Genomic DNA, 14,698 nt, shown 5'->3' with positions numbered 1-14,698 from the left:
TTCTTGACAGGATGGATGCGAAACTCGATCATGCTGACACCGGTTACCAAGATCGGGGCACAAGAAACTGAAAACCAAAAAGGGCCGCCGCGCGCGTGACGCGGAATCGAGCGGCGAGGGTGGAGAGACGACATGGCTATCGGAGCGACGCGCGGCACATTTTTCCTGGCACGGCTGGCTTGCGGGGTTTCGCTCGCGGCGCTGACGATGGCGCCCGCCTTCGCGCAGGACGCGGCGCCGGCGCCCGAGGAAGAGATCGTCGTCAGCGGCATCCGCGCCTCGCTCGAACAGGCGGCCGAGATCAAGCGCGAGGCCGACCAGGTTGTCGACGTCATCACCGCCGAGGATGTCGGCAAGCTGCCCGACGCCAACGTCGCCGAGGCACTGCAGCGCGTCACCGGCGTGCAGATCACCCGCGTCTTCGGTGAGGGCCAGTCGGTGTCGGTGCGCGGTTTGCAGCAGGTCCGCGTCGAGGTCGACGGGCGCACTTTGCTCGGCTGGTCCGCCCGCCTGTCGCCGCCCGAGAACGACCAGCTCGGCCGCTCGTCAGGCCTCGACTCGGTGCCGTCCAGCCTGTTCGGCCGCCTCGAAGTGCGCAAATCGCCGCTCGCGAGCCAGGCCGAGGGCGGGCTCGGCGGCACGGTCAATCTCGTCACGCCCAAGCCGCTGAGCTTCAAAGAACCGACGATATCGGTCCGCGCGCAGGGCGTCTATTCGGAGAATAGCGACAAGTTGGAGCCCGCCATCACCGGCTTCGCGACGACGAAGTTCGCCGACGGGCGCATCGGCATCATGCTCGCGGGCGAATATCAGAAGCGCACTTCGACGACGCAGACCTTCGAGCGCAACAATTTCCTGGGCCGCACCTACACCGGTACCGGCGGCGGGGCGTTCCCGACCCCGGTGCTGCTGCAATATGAGCAGTTCACCGTCGACCGCTCGCGGCTTGGGCTGAACGGCGCGATCCAGTTCGAGGTGACCCCCGAGTTCACGATTACCGCCGACGCGCTCTATTCGAAGCTCAAGACCGGGCGCCGCCAGGACTTCTTCGCCTTCCGCCTGCCTACCGGCAGCAACCCCGTGACCAACCGCGTCGTCGAGGACGGCATGGTCGTCGCGGGCAACGCCAATGGCACGGTCACCACCGCGGGGCAGATCCGCAACGAGCCGACCGAAAGCTTTCTCTATGGCCTCAACGGCAAATATGAGGGCGACAATGGCCTGACGATCGAGGCCGACGGCTATTACAGCAAGGGCACGATCGACCAGACGATCCAGATCATCACGCTGCAGGCGACCGCGCCGGTCCCCGGCGCCTTCGACTTCCGCGATCAGACCATTCCGTCGCTGACGCTCGGCGGGACCTTCGACCCCACGAACTACGCGTCCTACAATCCCGCCAACAATGGCGTGCGCAGCAACCGGCTGATCGGGCTGCTCGAGGAATGGACCGGCAAGCTCGACGTCAGCTACGAGACCGCGGGCGGCGTCACCATCTCGGCAGGCGCGCGCTACACCGACCTCCACGCGCGCTCGAACGCCTTCCGCAGCCAGGTCACCCCGACGCGCGCCGAGATCGAGCCGTTCCTCAAGCCGATCGACATGGCGGATTTCCTGCCCGACATAGCGGGCACCTTCCCGCGCAGCTTCCTCAGCACCGCGCCGACCTTCGACTATGTCTTCACCCGCGCGCAGGCCGCCGAGCCAAACCCCAACGCCAATGGGCTGTCGACCTTGCTGCCGAACCTCCAGCGCGACTATGATTTCAGCGAAAAGACGCTCGCGGGCTATCTGATGGTGTCGGGCGAGGGCGAGATCGCGGGCATCCCGTACAAGGCCAATGCCGGGGTGCGCATCGCGTCGACGCGGCTGTCGGTCGACTCCTATGTCAATGTCGGCACCGTCAGCACGCTGCGCAACGACCAGAACCGCTACACCAATGTGCTGCCCAGCGCGAACATCGCCTTCACCGTCACCGATGATTTCCTTGTCCGCGTCTCGGCGTCGCAGACGATGCAGCGCGCGTCGATCGCCGACCTCGCGCCCTCGACCTTCTTCAACGCGACGAACCTTTCGGTCACCGGCGGCAATGTGAATCTCGAACCGCCGATCTCGACCCAGGCCGACATCAGCTTCGAATATTATACGGGCAAAAGCTCGCTCATCTCGGGCGCCTTCTTCTACAAGGACGTCCAGAATTTCATCGCCAGTTTCGTGACCACGGGCGTCGACACCAACCTTGACCCGCAAGGCCGCGAGCTCACCTTCTCGCGCCCCGAAAATCTGTCGAGCGCGCGGATCAAGGGGTTCGAGGTCGGGGTGCAGCAATTCTTCGACTTCCTGCCGTCGCCGCTCGACGGTTTCGGCATCATCGCCAATTACACCTATTCGGACTCGCAGGATGCCGCGGGCTTTCCGCTCGTCGCGGTGTCGAAGAACAGCTACAACCTCGTCGGGCTGTACGAGAAGGGGCCCTTCTCGGCGCGCCTCGCGTACAACTACCGCGACGAGGCGGTGTTCGAATTCTCCGAAGGGCGGCCAAGCTTCGTCGGGTCGCGCTCGCAGCTCGACGCGCAGCTCGGGTTCGACATCACCGACAATTTCGCCTTGTCGCTGCAGGCGCAGAACCTGATGCCCAGGAAGTCGGCGACGAGCGAGTATAGCAATTTCAATCAGACGGCGCTCAACAGCTATGCCTTGTCCGAGCGCCGCTTCTCGGTCGGGCTGCGCGCGAAATTCTGATCCGCGCGGCACGGCGGCGCCTTCTCCACTGGAGCGCCGCCGTGCTGCCGGGCCGGGCAAATGAGGAAGTGATTTGATGAAGCCGTTCCGGCGCGCCAGCTGCCTTGCCCTGTCGGCGTCGATGCTTTGCGTGTTGCCCGCCCAGGCCGAGCCGCTGCCGAAGATACTGGCCGACCGCGCGACGATCGCCGCGAACCCGCTGCCCGATTTTTCCTATGCGGGATATGGTTTCGGCCTCGCACCGATCCCCGACGATGCGGGCACTGTCGTCGATATCACGGCATATGGCGCGATCTCCGACGACGGGCTCGACGACAGCCAGGCGGTGCTGCGCGCGCTCGCAGCCGCGAATGCCGTCAAGGGCAAGGTGACTCTCCGTTTCCCCAAGGGGCGCACGCAGATCACCGAAATCTTGCGCATTTCGCGCAGCGACATCGTCCTCGATGGCGCGGGGGCGGGGCAGGGCGGCAGCGAGCTCTGGTTCCCGCGGCCGCTAAAGATCATCGACAAGACCGCCGACTATGACGAGCTGCGCGACTATCTGGTGCGCGAGAAGAAGCAGCAGGTCGAGCCCGAGCATAATATCGACTATCTGTTCACCGAATATAGCTGGGCCGGGGGGATGATCTTCGTTGCGCCCGCGGGCAGCCGCCCGGTGTCCTACGACGGCAGCAAGGATGTGCGCGACCCGGTGCTGGCGAACGGCGCGGCGGGCAAGCAGTTCACGCGCGAGCTGACCGTCGACGATGCGTCGAAGCTGCGCGTCGGCAACGTCGTCCAGCTGCAATGGTTTTCGGTCGACGGGCCGAAGAGCCAGATATTGAAGTCGCTCTATGGCGACACCGACCTGCCGATCGGCTCGCACCACTGGACCTCGCCCGACCGGCCGGTGGTGGTGCAATCGACGCGCATCGCCGCGATCAAGGGCAGGAAGGTGACGCTCGGCGATCCGCTGCTCCACGATGTGCGCGCGGATCAGCCCGCGGTCCTCGCGCAGTGGCAGCATCTGACCAACGTCGGCATCCAGAACCTCCGCCTGCAATTCCCCGAGGCGCCGTCCTTCGGCCATCATTTGGAGCAGGGCTACAACGGCATCTACATGACGGGGGTGTTCGACGGCTGGGTCCGCGACCTCGTCATCGATCGCTCGGACAGCGGCATCCTCACCGACAATGCGGCGAGCCTGACGATCGCCAATGTCACCACCACCGGCGACCGCCGCGCGCATTATTCGGTGCATGTCGGGTCGGCGCACAATGTGCTGGTCAAGGACCTCAGGGTCGAGAACCCCGTCATCCATCCGCTCAGCGTTAACACGCGCTCGACGCGCGCGGTGTTCCTGCGGCCGGAGGTGATGAAGGACGCGATCATCGACCAGCATAGCGGGTCGAACCACCAGAATCTGTTCGACCAGATCGTGATGCACATCGATCCCAAGCAGGCGAAGGGCGCGTGGGGCTATCAGCTGTGGGTCGGCGGCGGCGCGCCTTATTGGAAGCCGGGGCACGGGCTGTACAACACTTTGTGGAATGCGCGGCTGGTGATGCCCGAAGACGTGCCGGGCGACGCGACGGTGACGATTTCGAGCGGGCTCGAAGGGCCGGGCGAGCGCATCGTCGGGCTGCACGCGAACCGCAAGATAACGATCGAATATAACCCCGCGCCCTATATCGAGGCGACCGGGCAGGCGCTGGGCGCCGTGCCGTCGCTCTACGACTGGCAATTGGCGCGCCGCCGCCGATGATCGACATGGGGGCGGCCAGCGAACAGGAGAGCATTGCGCGGGCCTTCGTCGCGGCGCGGACGGCGGGCAGTGCACTCGCCGCCTATCCGGGCGCGATGCCCACGACGCTTGCCGAGGCGTACCGGATCCAGGACGCCGCTATCGCGCGGGACGGGCGGCGGATCGGCGGCTGGAAGGTCGGGCGGATTGCACCCGAGCTGGTCGAGACCTACGGTGACCACCGGATAGCGGGTCCGATCTTCACCGACGAGATCGCCGAAGATGGCGCGGCGATGCCGGTCTTTGCCGACGGCTTCGCGGCCGCCGAGGCCGAAGTGCTGCTGCGCTTCGGCGAGGTCGGTGACGGCGATTACGATATCGATACGGTGCGCTGCTGCATCGAAGAGGTGCGCACCGGGATCGAGATCGCCAGCTCGCCCTTCGCCGAGATCAACGGGCACGGTCCCGCGGTCACTGCGTCGGACTATGGCAACAACAAGGGGCTGGTGCTCGGGCCACCGATCCACGACTGGCGCACCCGGGATCTGATCGCGATGCCGGTCGAGTTCCGCATCGATGGCGAGGTTGTCGGAGCTGCGACGATGGAGACGATGCTCGACGGGCCCTTCGGTTCGGCGCTGTTCCTGATCCGCAACCGCCGCGCGCGCGGCATCGCGATCGCGCCGGCGACCTGGGTCTCGGCGGGCGCGATCACCGGTGTGCACGAAATCCGCCCCGGCCAGCGCGCCGAGGCGCTGTTCGACGGACATATCCGCGTCGGCTGCATCATCGCCGCGGCCTGAGCGCTGCCGACTACCTATTCTTGCACGGCGGCGGCGCATCTTCGCGCGAATCATAGTAGGCGAGGGCGATGTCCGACCTTCTCCCTCCCGTCCCCGCCACGCTGCCCATCGGGGCGAGCGGCCTGTCCGTCTTCCCCGTCGCCTGGGGCATGTGGCGCTTCGCCGACAATGACGTCGCGGCGGGCCGCGCGCGGGTCGAGGCGGCGCTCGCAGCCGGGGTCACATTGTTCGACACCGCCGACGTCTATGGCGCCGACACCGCGGGCGGCTTCGGCGCCGCCGAAGAATTGCTGGGGCAGGTCTTCGCCGAAGCCTCGGGGCTGCGCGACCGGATGGTGCTGGCGACCAAGGGCGGGATCATCCTCGGCACTCCCTATGATTCGAGCGCCTCCTATCTCGCCGGGGCGATCGACGCGTCGCTGGCGCGGCTCGGCGTCGAGCATGTCGACCTGTGGCAGGTCCATCGTCCCGACCTGCTGACGCACCCGCAGGAGGTCGCGCGCGCGATCGAAGATGCGCATGCGGCGGGCAAGATCGGCGCGATCGGCGTGTCCAATTTCACCCCGGCGCAGACCGCGGCGCTCGCGGCGCATCTGTCGCTGCCGATCGTCAGCCACCAGAGCGAATTTTCGCCGCTGACGCTGAACCCGCTGTTCGACGGCGTCTTCGACCAGTCGATGGAACGCGGCATGGCCTTCCTCGCCTGGTCGCCGATGGGCGGCGGGCGGCTCGGCGATCCCGGCGACGAACGCGGCCGCGCGGTCGCGGCGCTGCTCGACGCCAAGGCGGCCGAGCATGGCGTGTCGCGCGTGGCGGCGACTTGCAGCTGGATCCTCGCACATCCCGCGCGCCCGATCCCGATCGTCGGCACGCGCCAACCCGAGCGGATCGGCGCGATCGCCGACGCACTCAAACCGCGCTGGACGCGCGCCGAATGGTACGCCGTGCTACAGACCTCGATGGGCGAAAATCTGCCCTAGCCGTCCCAGACCTGCGCATAGAGCATCGCCATCTCGTCGGCGTCGGGCACGCGCGGGTTGTTCGCGGGCGATCCCGACGCCGCGGCCTGCGCGCACATCGTCGGGACCAGCGCCTCCCAGCGCGCGGCGTCGATGCCCCAGGCCGCGGGCCCGGGCACTTCGAGCTCGCGGTTCAAGGCCCCAAGCTCGTCGAGCAGCCGCGCCACCGCCGACTGGTCGCCTTCGGCCTCGTCGGCGATGCCCATCGTGCGCGCGCAGTCGCCATAGCGGTGGAGCGCCGCGGGCGCCGACCAAGCGGTCACCGCAGGCAGCAGCATCGCGTTCGACAGCCCGTGCGGGACGTGGAAATGCGCGCCGATCGGGCGGCTCATCCCGTGCACCAGCGCGACCGAGCTGTTCGAGAAAGCGATGCCCGCCTGTGTCGCGCCGAGCATCATCGCCTCGCGCGCGGCGGCGTCCAGCGGGTCGGCGCAGACGCGGCGCAGGTTGGGCGCGAGCGCGCGCATCGCGAGCAAGGCCATGCCGTCGCTGAACGGATTGGCGCGCTTCGACACATAGGCCTCGATCGCATGGACCAGCGAGTCGATGCCGGTGTCGGCGGTCAGCCTTTTGGGCTTGGTGAAGGTCAGTTCATAATCGACCAGCGCCGCGACCGGCAGATAGGCGAGGCCGGGGCAGAGCATCTTTTCGTCGGTGACCTCGTCGGTGATGATCGTGAAGCGCGTCGCCTCCGACCCCGTGCCCGCGGTGGTCGGGATGGCAATGATCGGCAGCCCGGGTTCGTCCTGCACGTGCGGCGCCTTATAGTCGGCCATCGCACCGCCGTGCTTCGCGAGAAGCGCGATCGCCTTGGCGCTGTCGAGCGGGCTGCCGCCGCCGAAGCCGACGACGCAGTCGTGCTCGGCTTCGCGGAGGAAGGCGAGGCCCGTGTCGATCGAGGCGACCGTGGGATCGGGGACCGTGTCGGCAAAGACGCGCGCGGCGATCCCTGCCTTTGCCAGTTCGTCCGCGAGTTCCGCGACGCGCCCGCTGGTCGCGAGGTAGCTGTCGGTGACGATCAGCGGCCGCGACAGGCCGAGCGCGGCCAGCACCTCTGGCAGCTGCTTCGACGCGCCGCCGCCGATGCGCAAAATGCGGGGCAGGGCGATGCTGGCGATACTCATGGACCTCTCCCGGCGAACGTCGCGCGATCCTAGCTTCATCGCACCGTCATGCAAATTGCCCAGACTCTCACCGTCCGGTCTATCTTGATCTTGACACCGGTTACCATGATCCGTAGCACGATCTTCAACCAGCAACATCAGCGAGGATGCCCCCGATGTTTTCCAAGACCTATTACGCCACCCATCCCGTGATGATGGAGGAGGTGTCGAACGCCGAACTGCGCGACCGCTATCTGATCCAGGATCTGTTCCGCACCGGCGAATGCGTGCTCAACTATACCCACGCCGACCGCTTCGTCATCGGCGGTGTCGCCGTCGGTTCGGCACCGGTCAAGCTGCCGGCGCAGACCGAGCCGCCGTCGGCGGCGGGGCATCCGTTCCTCGAGCGACGCGAGCTCGCGATCGTCAATGTCTCGTCGGTTCCCGGCACCGTCACCGTCGACGGCGAGAGCTTCACGCTCGGCAACAAGGACTGCCTCTACGTGACGATGGGCGCGACCGACGTCGAGTTCGCCGGCGAAGGCGCGCGCTATTATCTCGCGTCGTGCCCGGCGCATAAGGCGTTCACCACGCGCAAGCTAGGCATTGCCGACGCCAACAAGCTCGATCGCGGTAGCCTCGCCGAATCGAACGAGCGCGCGATCTACCAGCTCGTCATCCCGGGCGTCTGCGACAGCGCGCAGCTCGTCATGGGGCTCACCGTGCTCAAGGAGGGGAGTGTGTGGAACACCATGCCCCCCCACATCCACGAGCGCCGCAGCGAGATTTATTTCTATTTCGAGCTCGACAATGTCGACACCGACCGCGTGATGCATTTCATGGGCGAGGGCGAAGCCACGCGCCACATCGTGATGCAGAATGAGGAAGCAGTGATCTCGCCGCCCTGGTCGATCCATATGGGCGCGGGGACCAAGGCCTATGCCTTCATCTGGGCGATGGCGGGCGAGAATCAGGATTATACCGACATGAACGTCCTCGATATCTGCCAGCTGTCGTAAGGAGCGCTCCCGTTCTTTTCGTCACCCTGAACTTGTTTCAGGGCCCATGGCCGGACCTTTTCAAAAGCGCCGCGCCGGACGAGAAGGCAGGCCATAGATGCTGAAACAAGTTCAGCATAACGAGAGGATGAGACGAACGATGCAATTGTTCGACCTGACAGGAAAAGTGGCGCTGGTCACCGGCGCCAACACCGGCATCGGGCAGGGCATCGCGCTCGCGCTCGCCGAAGCCGGCGCCGACATCGCCGCCGCGGGCCGCTCGCCCGCCGACGAGACCGTTGGCAAGGTGCGCGGGCTGGGACGCAAGGGCGAGAATTTCGCCGCCGACCTGTCGAGCTTCGGCGCGGTGCAGCCGCTGGTCGATGCGGTGCTTGCCGAGTTCGGGCGGATCGATATCCTCGTCAACAATGCCGGCATCATCCGGCGCGCCGACGCGGTCGATTTCACCGAGGAAGATTGGGACGCGGTGATGGACACCAATCTCAAGACGCTCTTCTTCCTCTGCCAGGCCGTCGGTCGCCACATGATCGCGCGCGGTAGCGGCAAGATCGTCAACATCGCCTCGATGCTGACCTTCCAGGGCGGCATCCGCGTGCCGAGCTATACCGCGTCGAAATCGGGCGTCGGCGGGCTGACCAAGCTGCTCGCGAACGAATGGGCGGCAAAGGGCGTGCAGGTCAATGCGATCGCGCCTGGCTATATCGCGACGAACAACACCGCCGCGCTCCAGTCGGACGAGACGCGCAACCGCCAGATCATGGAGCGCATTCCGGCGGGGCGCTGGGGCGATCCCAAGGATATCGGCGGGGCCGCGGTGTTCCTTGCGTCCAGCGCGTCGGATTATGTGCAGGGCCATATCCTCGCGGTCGACGGCGGCTGGCTCGCACGCTAAATTTGAATGATATGGACCGCGGCAGGCGGCGAAGGGAGTGGGATGGCGGAGGGTAAACTCGTCTTTTTCGGCGAATTGCTGATCCGCCTGACCGCGCCCGGCAACGAATTGCTGATGCAGTCGCCCGCGCTGTCGCTCCATGTCGGCGGCGCCGAGGCGAATGTCGCGATCGGGCTCGCGCATCTCGGCCATGATTGCGCGATGATCGGCAGGGTTCCTTCCAACGCTCTGGGTCGCGGAGCAGTGGCGGCGGTGCGCGGCGCAGGCGTCGATTGCACCGCCGTCACGTCCTATCCGGGGCGCATGGGCCTCTATTTCCTCAGCGTCGGCGCAGGGCTGCGCGCGTCCGAGATCGTTTACGACCGCGCGGGGTCGAGCTTCGCGGCGACCGGGCCCGAGGATTATGATTTCGATACGTTGCTGGCCGGCGCGAAGCTGCTCCACCTGTCGGGCATCACCCCCGCGCTCGGACCGCGCTCGGCCGAGGCGGCGCTGGCGGCGGCGCGCGCAGCGAAAAGGCTCGGCGTGCCGGTCAGCTTCGATGGCAATTACCGCGCGATGCTGTGGGAGGCATGGGACAGCGATCCGCGCGCGGTCCTGTCCGAGCTGATCGGCCTCGCCGACATCCTCTTCGGCAACCATCGCGACCTGTCGCTGGTGCTGGGCCGGGAGTTCAGCGGCGAGGGCGAGGACCGGCGGCGCGAAGCCGCGGACGCGGGCTTTGCGGCTTTCGCGGGCCTCAAGCTGATCGCCTCGACCGCGCGGCACACCGTGTCGGCGGACCATCACCGCATCGCCGCGCGCGTCGACCTGCGCGGCGAGGCGCATCAGACCGACGAGATCGACGTCACCGGCATCGTCGACCGCATCGGGGCGGGCGATGCCTTCGCCGCGGGGGTGCTCCACGCGCATCTGCGTGGCGGCGACGCCCGGGCAATGGCCGACAGCGGGCTGGCGCTCACCTGCCTCAAACATAGCTTGCCCGGAGATGCGAGCCGCTTTAGCCAAGCGGATATCGACGCGTTTCATGGGGGAGGGCTCGATGTCCGGCGCTGACGGGTTCGACCGACGCACCATCCTTGGCGGACTTGCCGCCGCAACCTTCCTGCGGCCAGGCGCCGCGCGGGCCGACATGCCCGTGAACATCTGGGCCGAGGCGCCGGCAGGGCGCTATTCTTCGGTGTCACCCACCGAGTTCACCGCGATCCGTTACGGTCAGAAACCGCGGCGCTTCGAGGCGCCGGTCGCGGCGCCCGATCATGGCGACGTCTATCAGGCCGGCAAGCTGATCCCCAGCTGCCCGCAGGCGGGCGATCACTATGCGCAGCAGGATGAGGACTGCCTGTTCCTCGACGTCTTCACTCCCGGGATGACGCCGCTCGCGAAACAGAAATTGCCCGTCATGGTCTATTTCCACGGCGGCGCTTATTCGAGCGGCTCGGTCGCCGATCCGCTCAACCATGGCGTGCATCTCGCGAGCAAGGGTGTCGTGGTCGTCACGGTCAACCACCGCCTCCACGCGCTCGGCTATCTCTATCTGCCCGATCGTTTCCCCGACAGCGGCAACGCCGGGCAGCTCGACCTGATCCTCGCGCTCAAATGGGTGCAGCGCAACATCGCGGCCTTCGGCGGCAATCCCGCCAATGTCACCCTGTTCGGCCAGTCGGGCGGCGGCGCGAAGATTGCGACCTTGATGGCGATGCCCGAGGCGGCGGGGCTGTTCCACAAGGCGATCACGATGAGCGGGCAGCAGGTCACTGCTTCGGGGCCGATCAACGCGGCGAAACGCGCCGAGGCGTTCCTCGCCAAATTGGGCAGGGACGTCGATCCCGCGACTGCGCCGGTCGAGCAGTTGGTCGCGGCGCTGTCGGCGAGGGATCCGGTCATCGGCGGCAATGTCTATATGGGGCCGGTGCTCGACATGAAGCATCTGGCGCGGCATCCCTTCTGGCCCGATCCGGCGCCGCAGTCGCTGGCGATCCCGATGATGCTCGGCAACACGGCGATGGAGACGCGCGCCTTCTACGCCGCCGACGGCAAGCAGCTTTCGGGCCTCACCTACGACGATCTCGCGGTGCGCATCGGTCCCGAGATGCGCGTCGATATCGATCCGGTGTGGGTCGTCGGCCAGTTCCGGACGCGCTATCCCGGCGCGCAGCCGCTCGAGCTGTTCCACCGCATCGTCACCGCGGCGCGCAGCTGGCGCGGGCAGGTCGAGGAGGCCGAGGCGCGCGCGCGGGCCGGCGCGCCGGCCTTCGTCTACCAGCTCGACTATATGGACGCGAAGCATGCCGACGATATCGCGCTGGTCTTCGGCACGGGTCCCGACCAGTCGACGTGCAAGCATCAGGTGAGTGCGGCGATGATGACCGCCTTCACGCGTTTTGCGAAGACGGGCAATCCGGGCTGGCCCGCTTATGACCTGAAGCGCCGCCGCACGATGATCTTCGACGCTTACGCCCGCGTCGAGGACAATCCGCGCGGGTGGGAACGCGAATTGTTTGCGCGCGTGCCCTATATCCAGCCGGGCAGCTAGACGATCTTCCTCGCGCCGAGCCAGTTCCACAGCAGCTCGGGCCAGATCGCGATGGGAAGGCCGGCGGTCCTCATCAGCCCGAAACCATGGCCGCCCTCGGCGAAATAATGGGCTTCGCACGGGGCACCGATCACGCGCGCGGCGGCGTGGAGACGAAGGCTGTTCTCGACCTTGACGACCGCATCGTCCTCTGTGTGGAGGACAAACAGTGGCGGCATGTCGGCGCGGACCTGCCGCTCGGGCGAGTATAGCGCCTCTTGTGCGGCGTCGGGGGCGGGGCCGAGCAATTTCTCGCGGCTGACCGCATGCGCGATGGCCGGGTCCATCGACACGACCGGGTAGATGGCCGTCAGCGCCTCGGGGCGCGCCGACAGAGTGTCGGCGGCATCGACGGCTGTATAGACCTGCGCGTCGAAGCGCGTGAGCAGGCTCGTCGCGACATGGCCGCCCGCCGAGAAGCCACCGAAGGCGACGCGCGCAGGGTCGATCCCATCGAGGCTGGCCCGGCTGCGCACCAGCCGCACCGCGCGCTGCGCATCGGCGAGCGGGACGTTCGAACGGTCGGCCCAGCCGTCGCCGGGCAGGCGATAGAAAAGCACATAGACGGTGACGCCGCGGTCGCGCAGCCAGCGTGCGAGTTCATAGCCTTCCTTGTCGATCACGACATAGCGATAGCCGCCGCCGGGGGCGAGGATGACCGCGGCCCCATTGGGCTTGGCGGGGCGGAAGATGTCGAGGCGCGGGCGGGTGATGCCCTGCAGCATGCGGTCGCTGGCGTCAGGGTCGTCGCTGCGCTGGACGGTGCTTTCGACGAGGCCCGGAGGAATGGCGAGATGACCGTCGGGCCAGAGAGCGATGCTGGCGTCGGGCACGAGGCCGGCGGGCCGCGTCCATGGTGCCTTCGCCTGCACCGTCGCCGCGCTTGCGAGTGGCAGCGCCAGCCCGACGGCGAGCAAGGCGCGGCGATCGAACGTCACGCCGCTACTCCGCCAGCTTGTTCGGATAGGCGATGATCAGCACCAGCGGCGCGTCGCCGGTCTGGCGGATGCCGACCTTCGCCCCCTTGTAGAGCCACGCGGCCATGCCTTCGCGCAATTCCTTCTCCTCGCCGTCGGAATGGACGACGCCGGTGCCCGACAGGACATAATAGATTTCGTCATGGTCGATCGGGTGGACGCCGATGGCTGCGTCGATATGCAGCGCGCGCTTGCGGAACTCGAAGCTGCGCGGCGCGGGCACCGCGTCGCTGATCCGGTACGCCGTCGACATACCGATCGCGCCGTGCGGCGGGGCTTCCTCGCGCACCGTGGCGGCCTCGTCGATGACGACCATCGCGGGCGCGCCCGCGGCGAGCAGCGCGGCCAGCAGCATGGTCATGGCGCGCTCCGCGACGCGCGGTCGCGCGGCGAGAGCGCTTCCTGCGGCATCGGCGCGGTCTGGCCGGGATAGAGGCCCGATCTGGGCTCCATCGTCGCCAGGTCCCATTCGGCCTCGACGAAGGGCGCGTGGACCGCTTCCTTGACCGGCGGATAGCCGCTGACTTGCTTCTCGTCGTCGATCACCTCGCCGCGCCCTTCGGCGACGAAGAAGAGTACGCGGATTTCCTCGCCATCGCGCGCCCACGGCCGCGCACCCGCGGTCGCAAGGACCGAGGTTTCGACGTCGCGCACCGGCAGGATCTTGTAGCCGGCCAAGGGCGCGAGCGGCGCCTTGGCGCGGATCAGCTGCGCGCGCGTCTCGCCGTAACGGCCGAATTCGGGGAGCGCCTCGCCGTGGCGGTCGACCGCCAGATTGTCCTTGCCATAATATTCGAGGTCGCCGTCGCCGCCGAGCATCAGGAAGGGCAGCCGCGCATCGGTGTCGTTGCCGCCGCGCATCACATTGCCGATCGCGGTGATCTGCCCCGCCACATAGTCATGCCCGATCCATTCGAGCGCCATGAGGTTGTAGTGCACCGCGCGGTGCTGCGGGTTATAGATCAGATTGTTGATCATCAGTGCCTGCCCGCCGCCCTTGATCAGCGGGTTGCGCTCGACATTATGCGCCCAGAGGTTGCGGTAGAAGACGATGCCCGTCGCATTGTCGTGGATCAGCGATCCCTTGCTGTGCTCGCCCTTGGGATGGCTCGCGTCGGCAAGACCTTCGGCGGCGAGATTGTTCGAAAAGGTGATGTTGCGGCTGGTGCCGGCGCGCCACTCCTCGACGCTCGTGCCCGTGAAGCGCGGACCCGATGCCGACATATTCTCGTCGATCCCCCACATCAGCGTGCAATGATCGACGATGACATTGTGCGCCGCGACGGTCGAGAAGGTGTCGGCCTCCCACCCGCTCCGCTTGGGCTGGCCGTCGACCCCGGTGAAGACGCGCAGGTGGCGAATCACGACGTCGTGCGTCTTCACGTCGATGCCGGTGCGGATCAGCGTGATGCCGGGTCCGGGCGCGGTCTGGCCGGCGATGGTCAGGAAGGGATGTTTGATCTCGATGCCCTGGCGTCCCATGTCGATCACGCCGCCGACCTCGAACACGATGATGCGGGGGCCCGGCGTCTCGATCGCCGCCTTCAGCGATCCCGGACCGTCGGGCGCGAGCGTCGTCACGCGCAATATCTTGCCGCCGCGACCGCCGACGGTGTGCGCCGCAGGACCGACCGCGCCGGGGAAGGCGAGGGGAGGCGAATCGGCGGCGAGCGTCGTCGCCGCGGGCAGCGTGGGGGCGAGCAAAAGCGCCGCAAGCCACAGCTTTTTCAGCATCCGTCTCTCCTTGTTCATTGGGGTATTGACAGTTCTGCCCATATCCTTCAATCTTCCTGACACCGGTTACCCCAACCGGTCAACGAGAAAATTCGAACGGGGAGAGGTCAA

The 14,698-nt window shown here is 66.9% G+C and carries 12 protein-coding genes; 8 read left to right on the top strand and 4 right to left on the bottom strand.

The window, feature by feature from the left end; genetic code table 11:
• Window positions 1–132: 132 nt before the first annotated feature.
• The 4 genes from AC1RNQ_RS05670 (at window position 133) to AC1RNQ_RS05655 (ending at window position 6,248) form a co-directional block, all read left to right on the top strand.
• Window positions 133–2,742 carry a TonB-dependent receptor gene (locus tag AC1RNQ_RS05670; protein WP_493169618.1) on the top strand — a complete coding sequence of 870 codons (2,610 nt, stop codon included), beginning with the start codon at window positions 133–135 and terminating at the stop codon, window positions 2,740–2,742.
• A gap of 76 nt (window positions 2,743–2,818) precedes the next feature.
• Window positions 2,819–4,486 carry a hypothetical protein gene (locus AC1RNQ_RS05665; protein ID WP_493169616.1) on the top strand — a complete coding sequence of 556 codons (1,668 nt, stop codon included), beginning with the start codon at window positions 2,819–2,821 and terminating at the stop codon, window positions 4,484–4,486.
• Window positions 4,483–5,268, top strand: a complete 786-nt coding sequence (locus tag AC1RNQ_RS05660; protein ID WP_493169614.1) for a 2-keto-4-pentenoate hydratase — start codon at window positions 4,483–4,485, stop codon at window positions 5,266–5,268. The genes AC1RNQ_RS05665 and AC1RNQ_RS05660 overlap by 4 nt, the downstream gene beginning before the upstream one ends.
• Window positions 5,269–5,336: 68 nt before the next feature.
• The gene (locus AC1RNQ_RS05655) at window positions 5,337–6,248 is read left to right on the top strand and encodes an aldo/keto reductase (protein ID WP_493169612.1); all 912 of its coding nucleotides are present in this window, start codon (window positions 5,337–5,339) and stop codon (window positions 6,246–6,248) included.
• Here AC1RNQ_RS05655 and AC1RNQ_RS05650 read toward each other — a convergent pair.
• Window positions 6,245–7,411, bottom strand: coding sequence for an iron-containing alcohol dehydrogenase (locus AC1RNQ_RS05650; RefSeq protein ID WP_493169610.1), 1,167 nt, complete (start codon window positions 7,409–7,411; stop codon window positions 6,245–6,247). The two genes, AC1RNQ_RS05655 and AC1RNQ_RS05650, sit on opposite strands and share 4 nt — an antisense overlap.
• Before the next feature lie 155 nt (window positions 7,412–7,566).
• Here AC1RNQ_RS05650 and kduI point away from each other — a divergent pair, with 155 nt between their 5' ends.
• The 4 genes from kduI to AC1RNQ_RS05630 all read left to right on the top strand — a co-directional run bounded on the left by kduI (window position 7,567) and on the right by AC1RNQ_RS05630 (window position 11,837).
• Complete coding sequence (gene kduI / locus AC1RNQ_RS05645; protein ID WP_493169609.1) at window positions 7,567–8,409, top strand: 5-dehydro-4-deoxy-D-glucuronate isomerase; 843 nt, start codon at window positions 7,567–7,569, stop codon at window positions 8,407–8,409.
• Between the two features lie 139 nt (window positions 8,410–8,548).
• The gene (kduD, locus tag AC1RNQ_RS05640; RefSeq protein WP_493170590.1) at window positions 8,549–9,301 is read left to right on the top strand and encodes a 2-dehydro-3-deoxy-D-gluconate 5-dehydrogenase KduD; all 753 of its coding nucleotides are present in this window, start codon (window positions 8,549–8,551) and stop codon (window positions 9,299–9,301) included.
• A gap of 42 nt (window positions 9,302–9,343) precedes the next feature.
• Entirely contained in the window at window positions 9,344–10,357 is a 1,014-nt protein-coding gene (locus AC1RNQ_RS05635; protein WP_493169607.1) for a sugar kinase, read from the top strand.
• Complete coding sequence (locus AC1RNQ_RS05630; RefSeq protein WP_493169605.1) at window positions 10,344–11,837, top strand: carboxylesterase/lipase family protein; 1,494 nt, start codon at window positions 10,344–10,346, stop codon at window positions 11,835–11,837. Before AC1RNQ_RS05635 ends, AC1RNQ_RS05630 begins: the two co-directional genes overlap by 14 nt.
• Here the strand turns inward: AC1RNQ_RS05630 and AC1RNQ_RS05625 are convergent.
• The 3 genes from AC1RNQ_RS05625 to AC1RNQ_RS05615 are packed head-to-tail and all read right to left on the bottom strand — an operon-like array spanning window position 11,834 to window position 14,587.
• Window positions 11,834–12,814, bottom strand: coding sequence for an alpha/beta hydrolase (locus AC1RNQ_RS05625; protein WP_493169604.1), 981 nt, complete (start codon window positions 12,812–12,814; stop codon window positions 11,834–11,836). The genes AC1RNQ_RS05630 and AC1RNQ_RS05625 overlap by 4 nt on opposite strands.
• A gap of 4 nt (window positions 12,815–12,818) precedes the next feature.
• A complete protein-coding gene (locus AC1RNQ_RS05620; RefSeq protein ID WP_493169602.1) occupies window positions 12,819–13,214 on the bottom strand; it encodes a cupin domain-containing protein in 396 nt (131 codons plus the stop codon).
• The gene (locus tag AC1RNQ_RS05615) at window positions 13,211–14,587 is read right to left on the bottom strand and encodes a pectate lyase family protein (RefSeq protein ID WP_493169600.1); all 1,377 of its coding nucleotides are present in this window, start codon (window positions 14,585–14,587) and stop codon (window positions 13,211–13,213) included. The genes AC1RNQ_RS05620 and AC1RNQ_RS05615 overlap by 4 nt, the downstream gene beginning before the upstream one ends.
• Window positions 14,588–14,698 lie beyond the last annotated feature (111 nt).

It is taken from the genome of Sphingopyxis sp. GW821-FHT12F08 (genome assembly GCF_058806755.1).
Note: the sequence above shows the minus strand (reverse complement) of the source record. Positions and strands in the feature narration are given on the sequence as shown.

Excerpts from the sequence above, each read along its gene's own strand:
- AC1RNQ_RS05650 (WP_493169610.1), bottom strand. The coding sequence starts at position 7,411 with ATGAGTATCGCCAGCATCGCCCTGCCCCGCATTTTGCGCATCGGCGGC.
- AC1RNQ_RS05655 (WP_493169612.1), top strand. The coding sequence starts at position 5,337 with ATGTCCGACCTTCTCCCTCCCGTCCCCGCCACGCTGCCCATCGGGGCG.
- kduI (WP_493169609.1), top strand. The coding sequence starts at position 7,567 with ATGTTTTCCAAGACCTATTACGCCACCCATCCCGTGATGATGGAGGAG.
- kduD (WP_493170590.1), top strand. The coding sequence starts at position 8,549 with ATGCAATTGTTCGACCTGACAGGAAAAGTGGCGCTGGTCACCGGCGCC.
- AC1RNQ_RS05620 (WP_493169602.1), bottom strand. The coding sequence starts at position 13,214 with ATGACCATGCTGCTGGCCGCGCTGCTCGCCGCGGGCGCGCCCGCGATG.
- AC1RNQ_RS05615 (WP_493169600.1), bottom strand. The coding sequence starts at position 14,587 with ATGCTGAAAAAGCTGTGGCTTGCGGCGCTTTTGCTCGCCCCCACGCTG.
- AC1RNQ_RS05670 (WP_493169618.1), top strand. The coding sequence starts at position 133 with ATGGCTATCGGAGCGACGCGCGGCACATTTTTCCTGGCACGGCTGGCT.
- AC1RNQ_RS05665 (WP_493169616.1), top strand. The coding sequence starts at position 2,819 with ATGAAGCCGTTCCGGCGCGCCAGCTGCCTTGCCCTGTCGGCGTCGATG.
- AC1RNQ_RS05635 (WP_493169607.1), top strand. The coding sequence starts at position 9,344 with ATGGCGGAGGGTAAACTCGTCTTTTTCGGCGAATTGCTGATCCGCCTG.
- AC1RNQ_RS05630 (WP_493169605.1), top strand. The coding sequence starts at position 10,344 with ATGTCCGGCGCTGACGGGTTCGACCGACGCACCATCCTTGGCGGACTT.
- AC1RNQ_RS05660 (WP_493169614.1), top strand. The coding sequence starts at position 4,483 with ATGATCGACATGGGGGCGGCCAGCGAACAGGAGAGCATTGCGCGGGCC.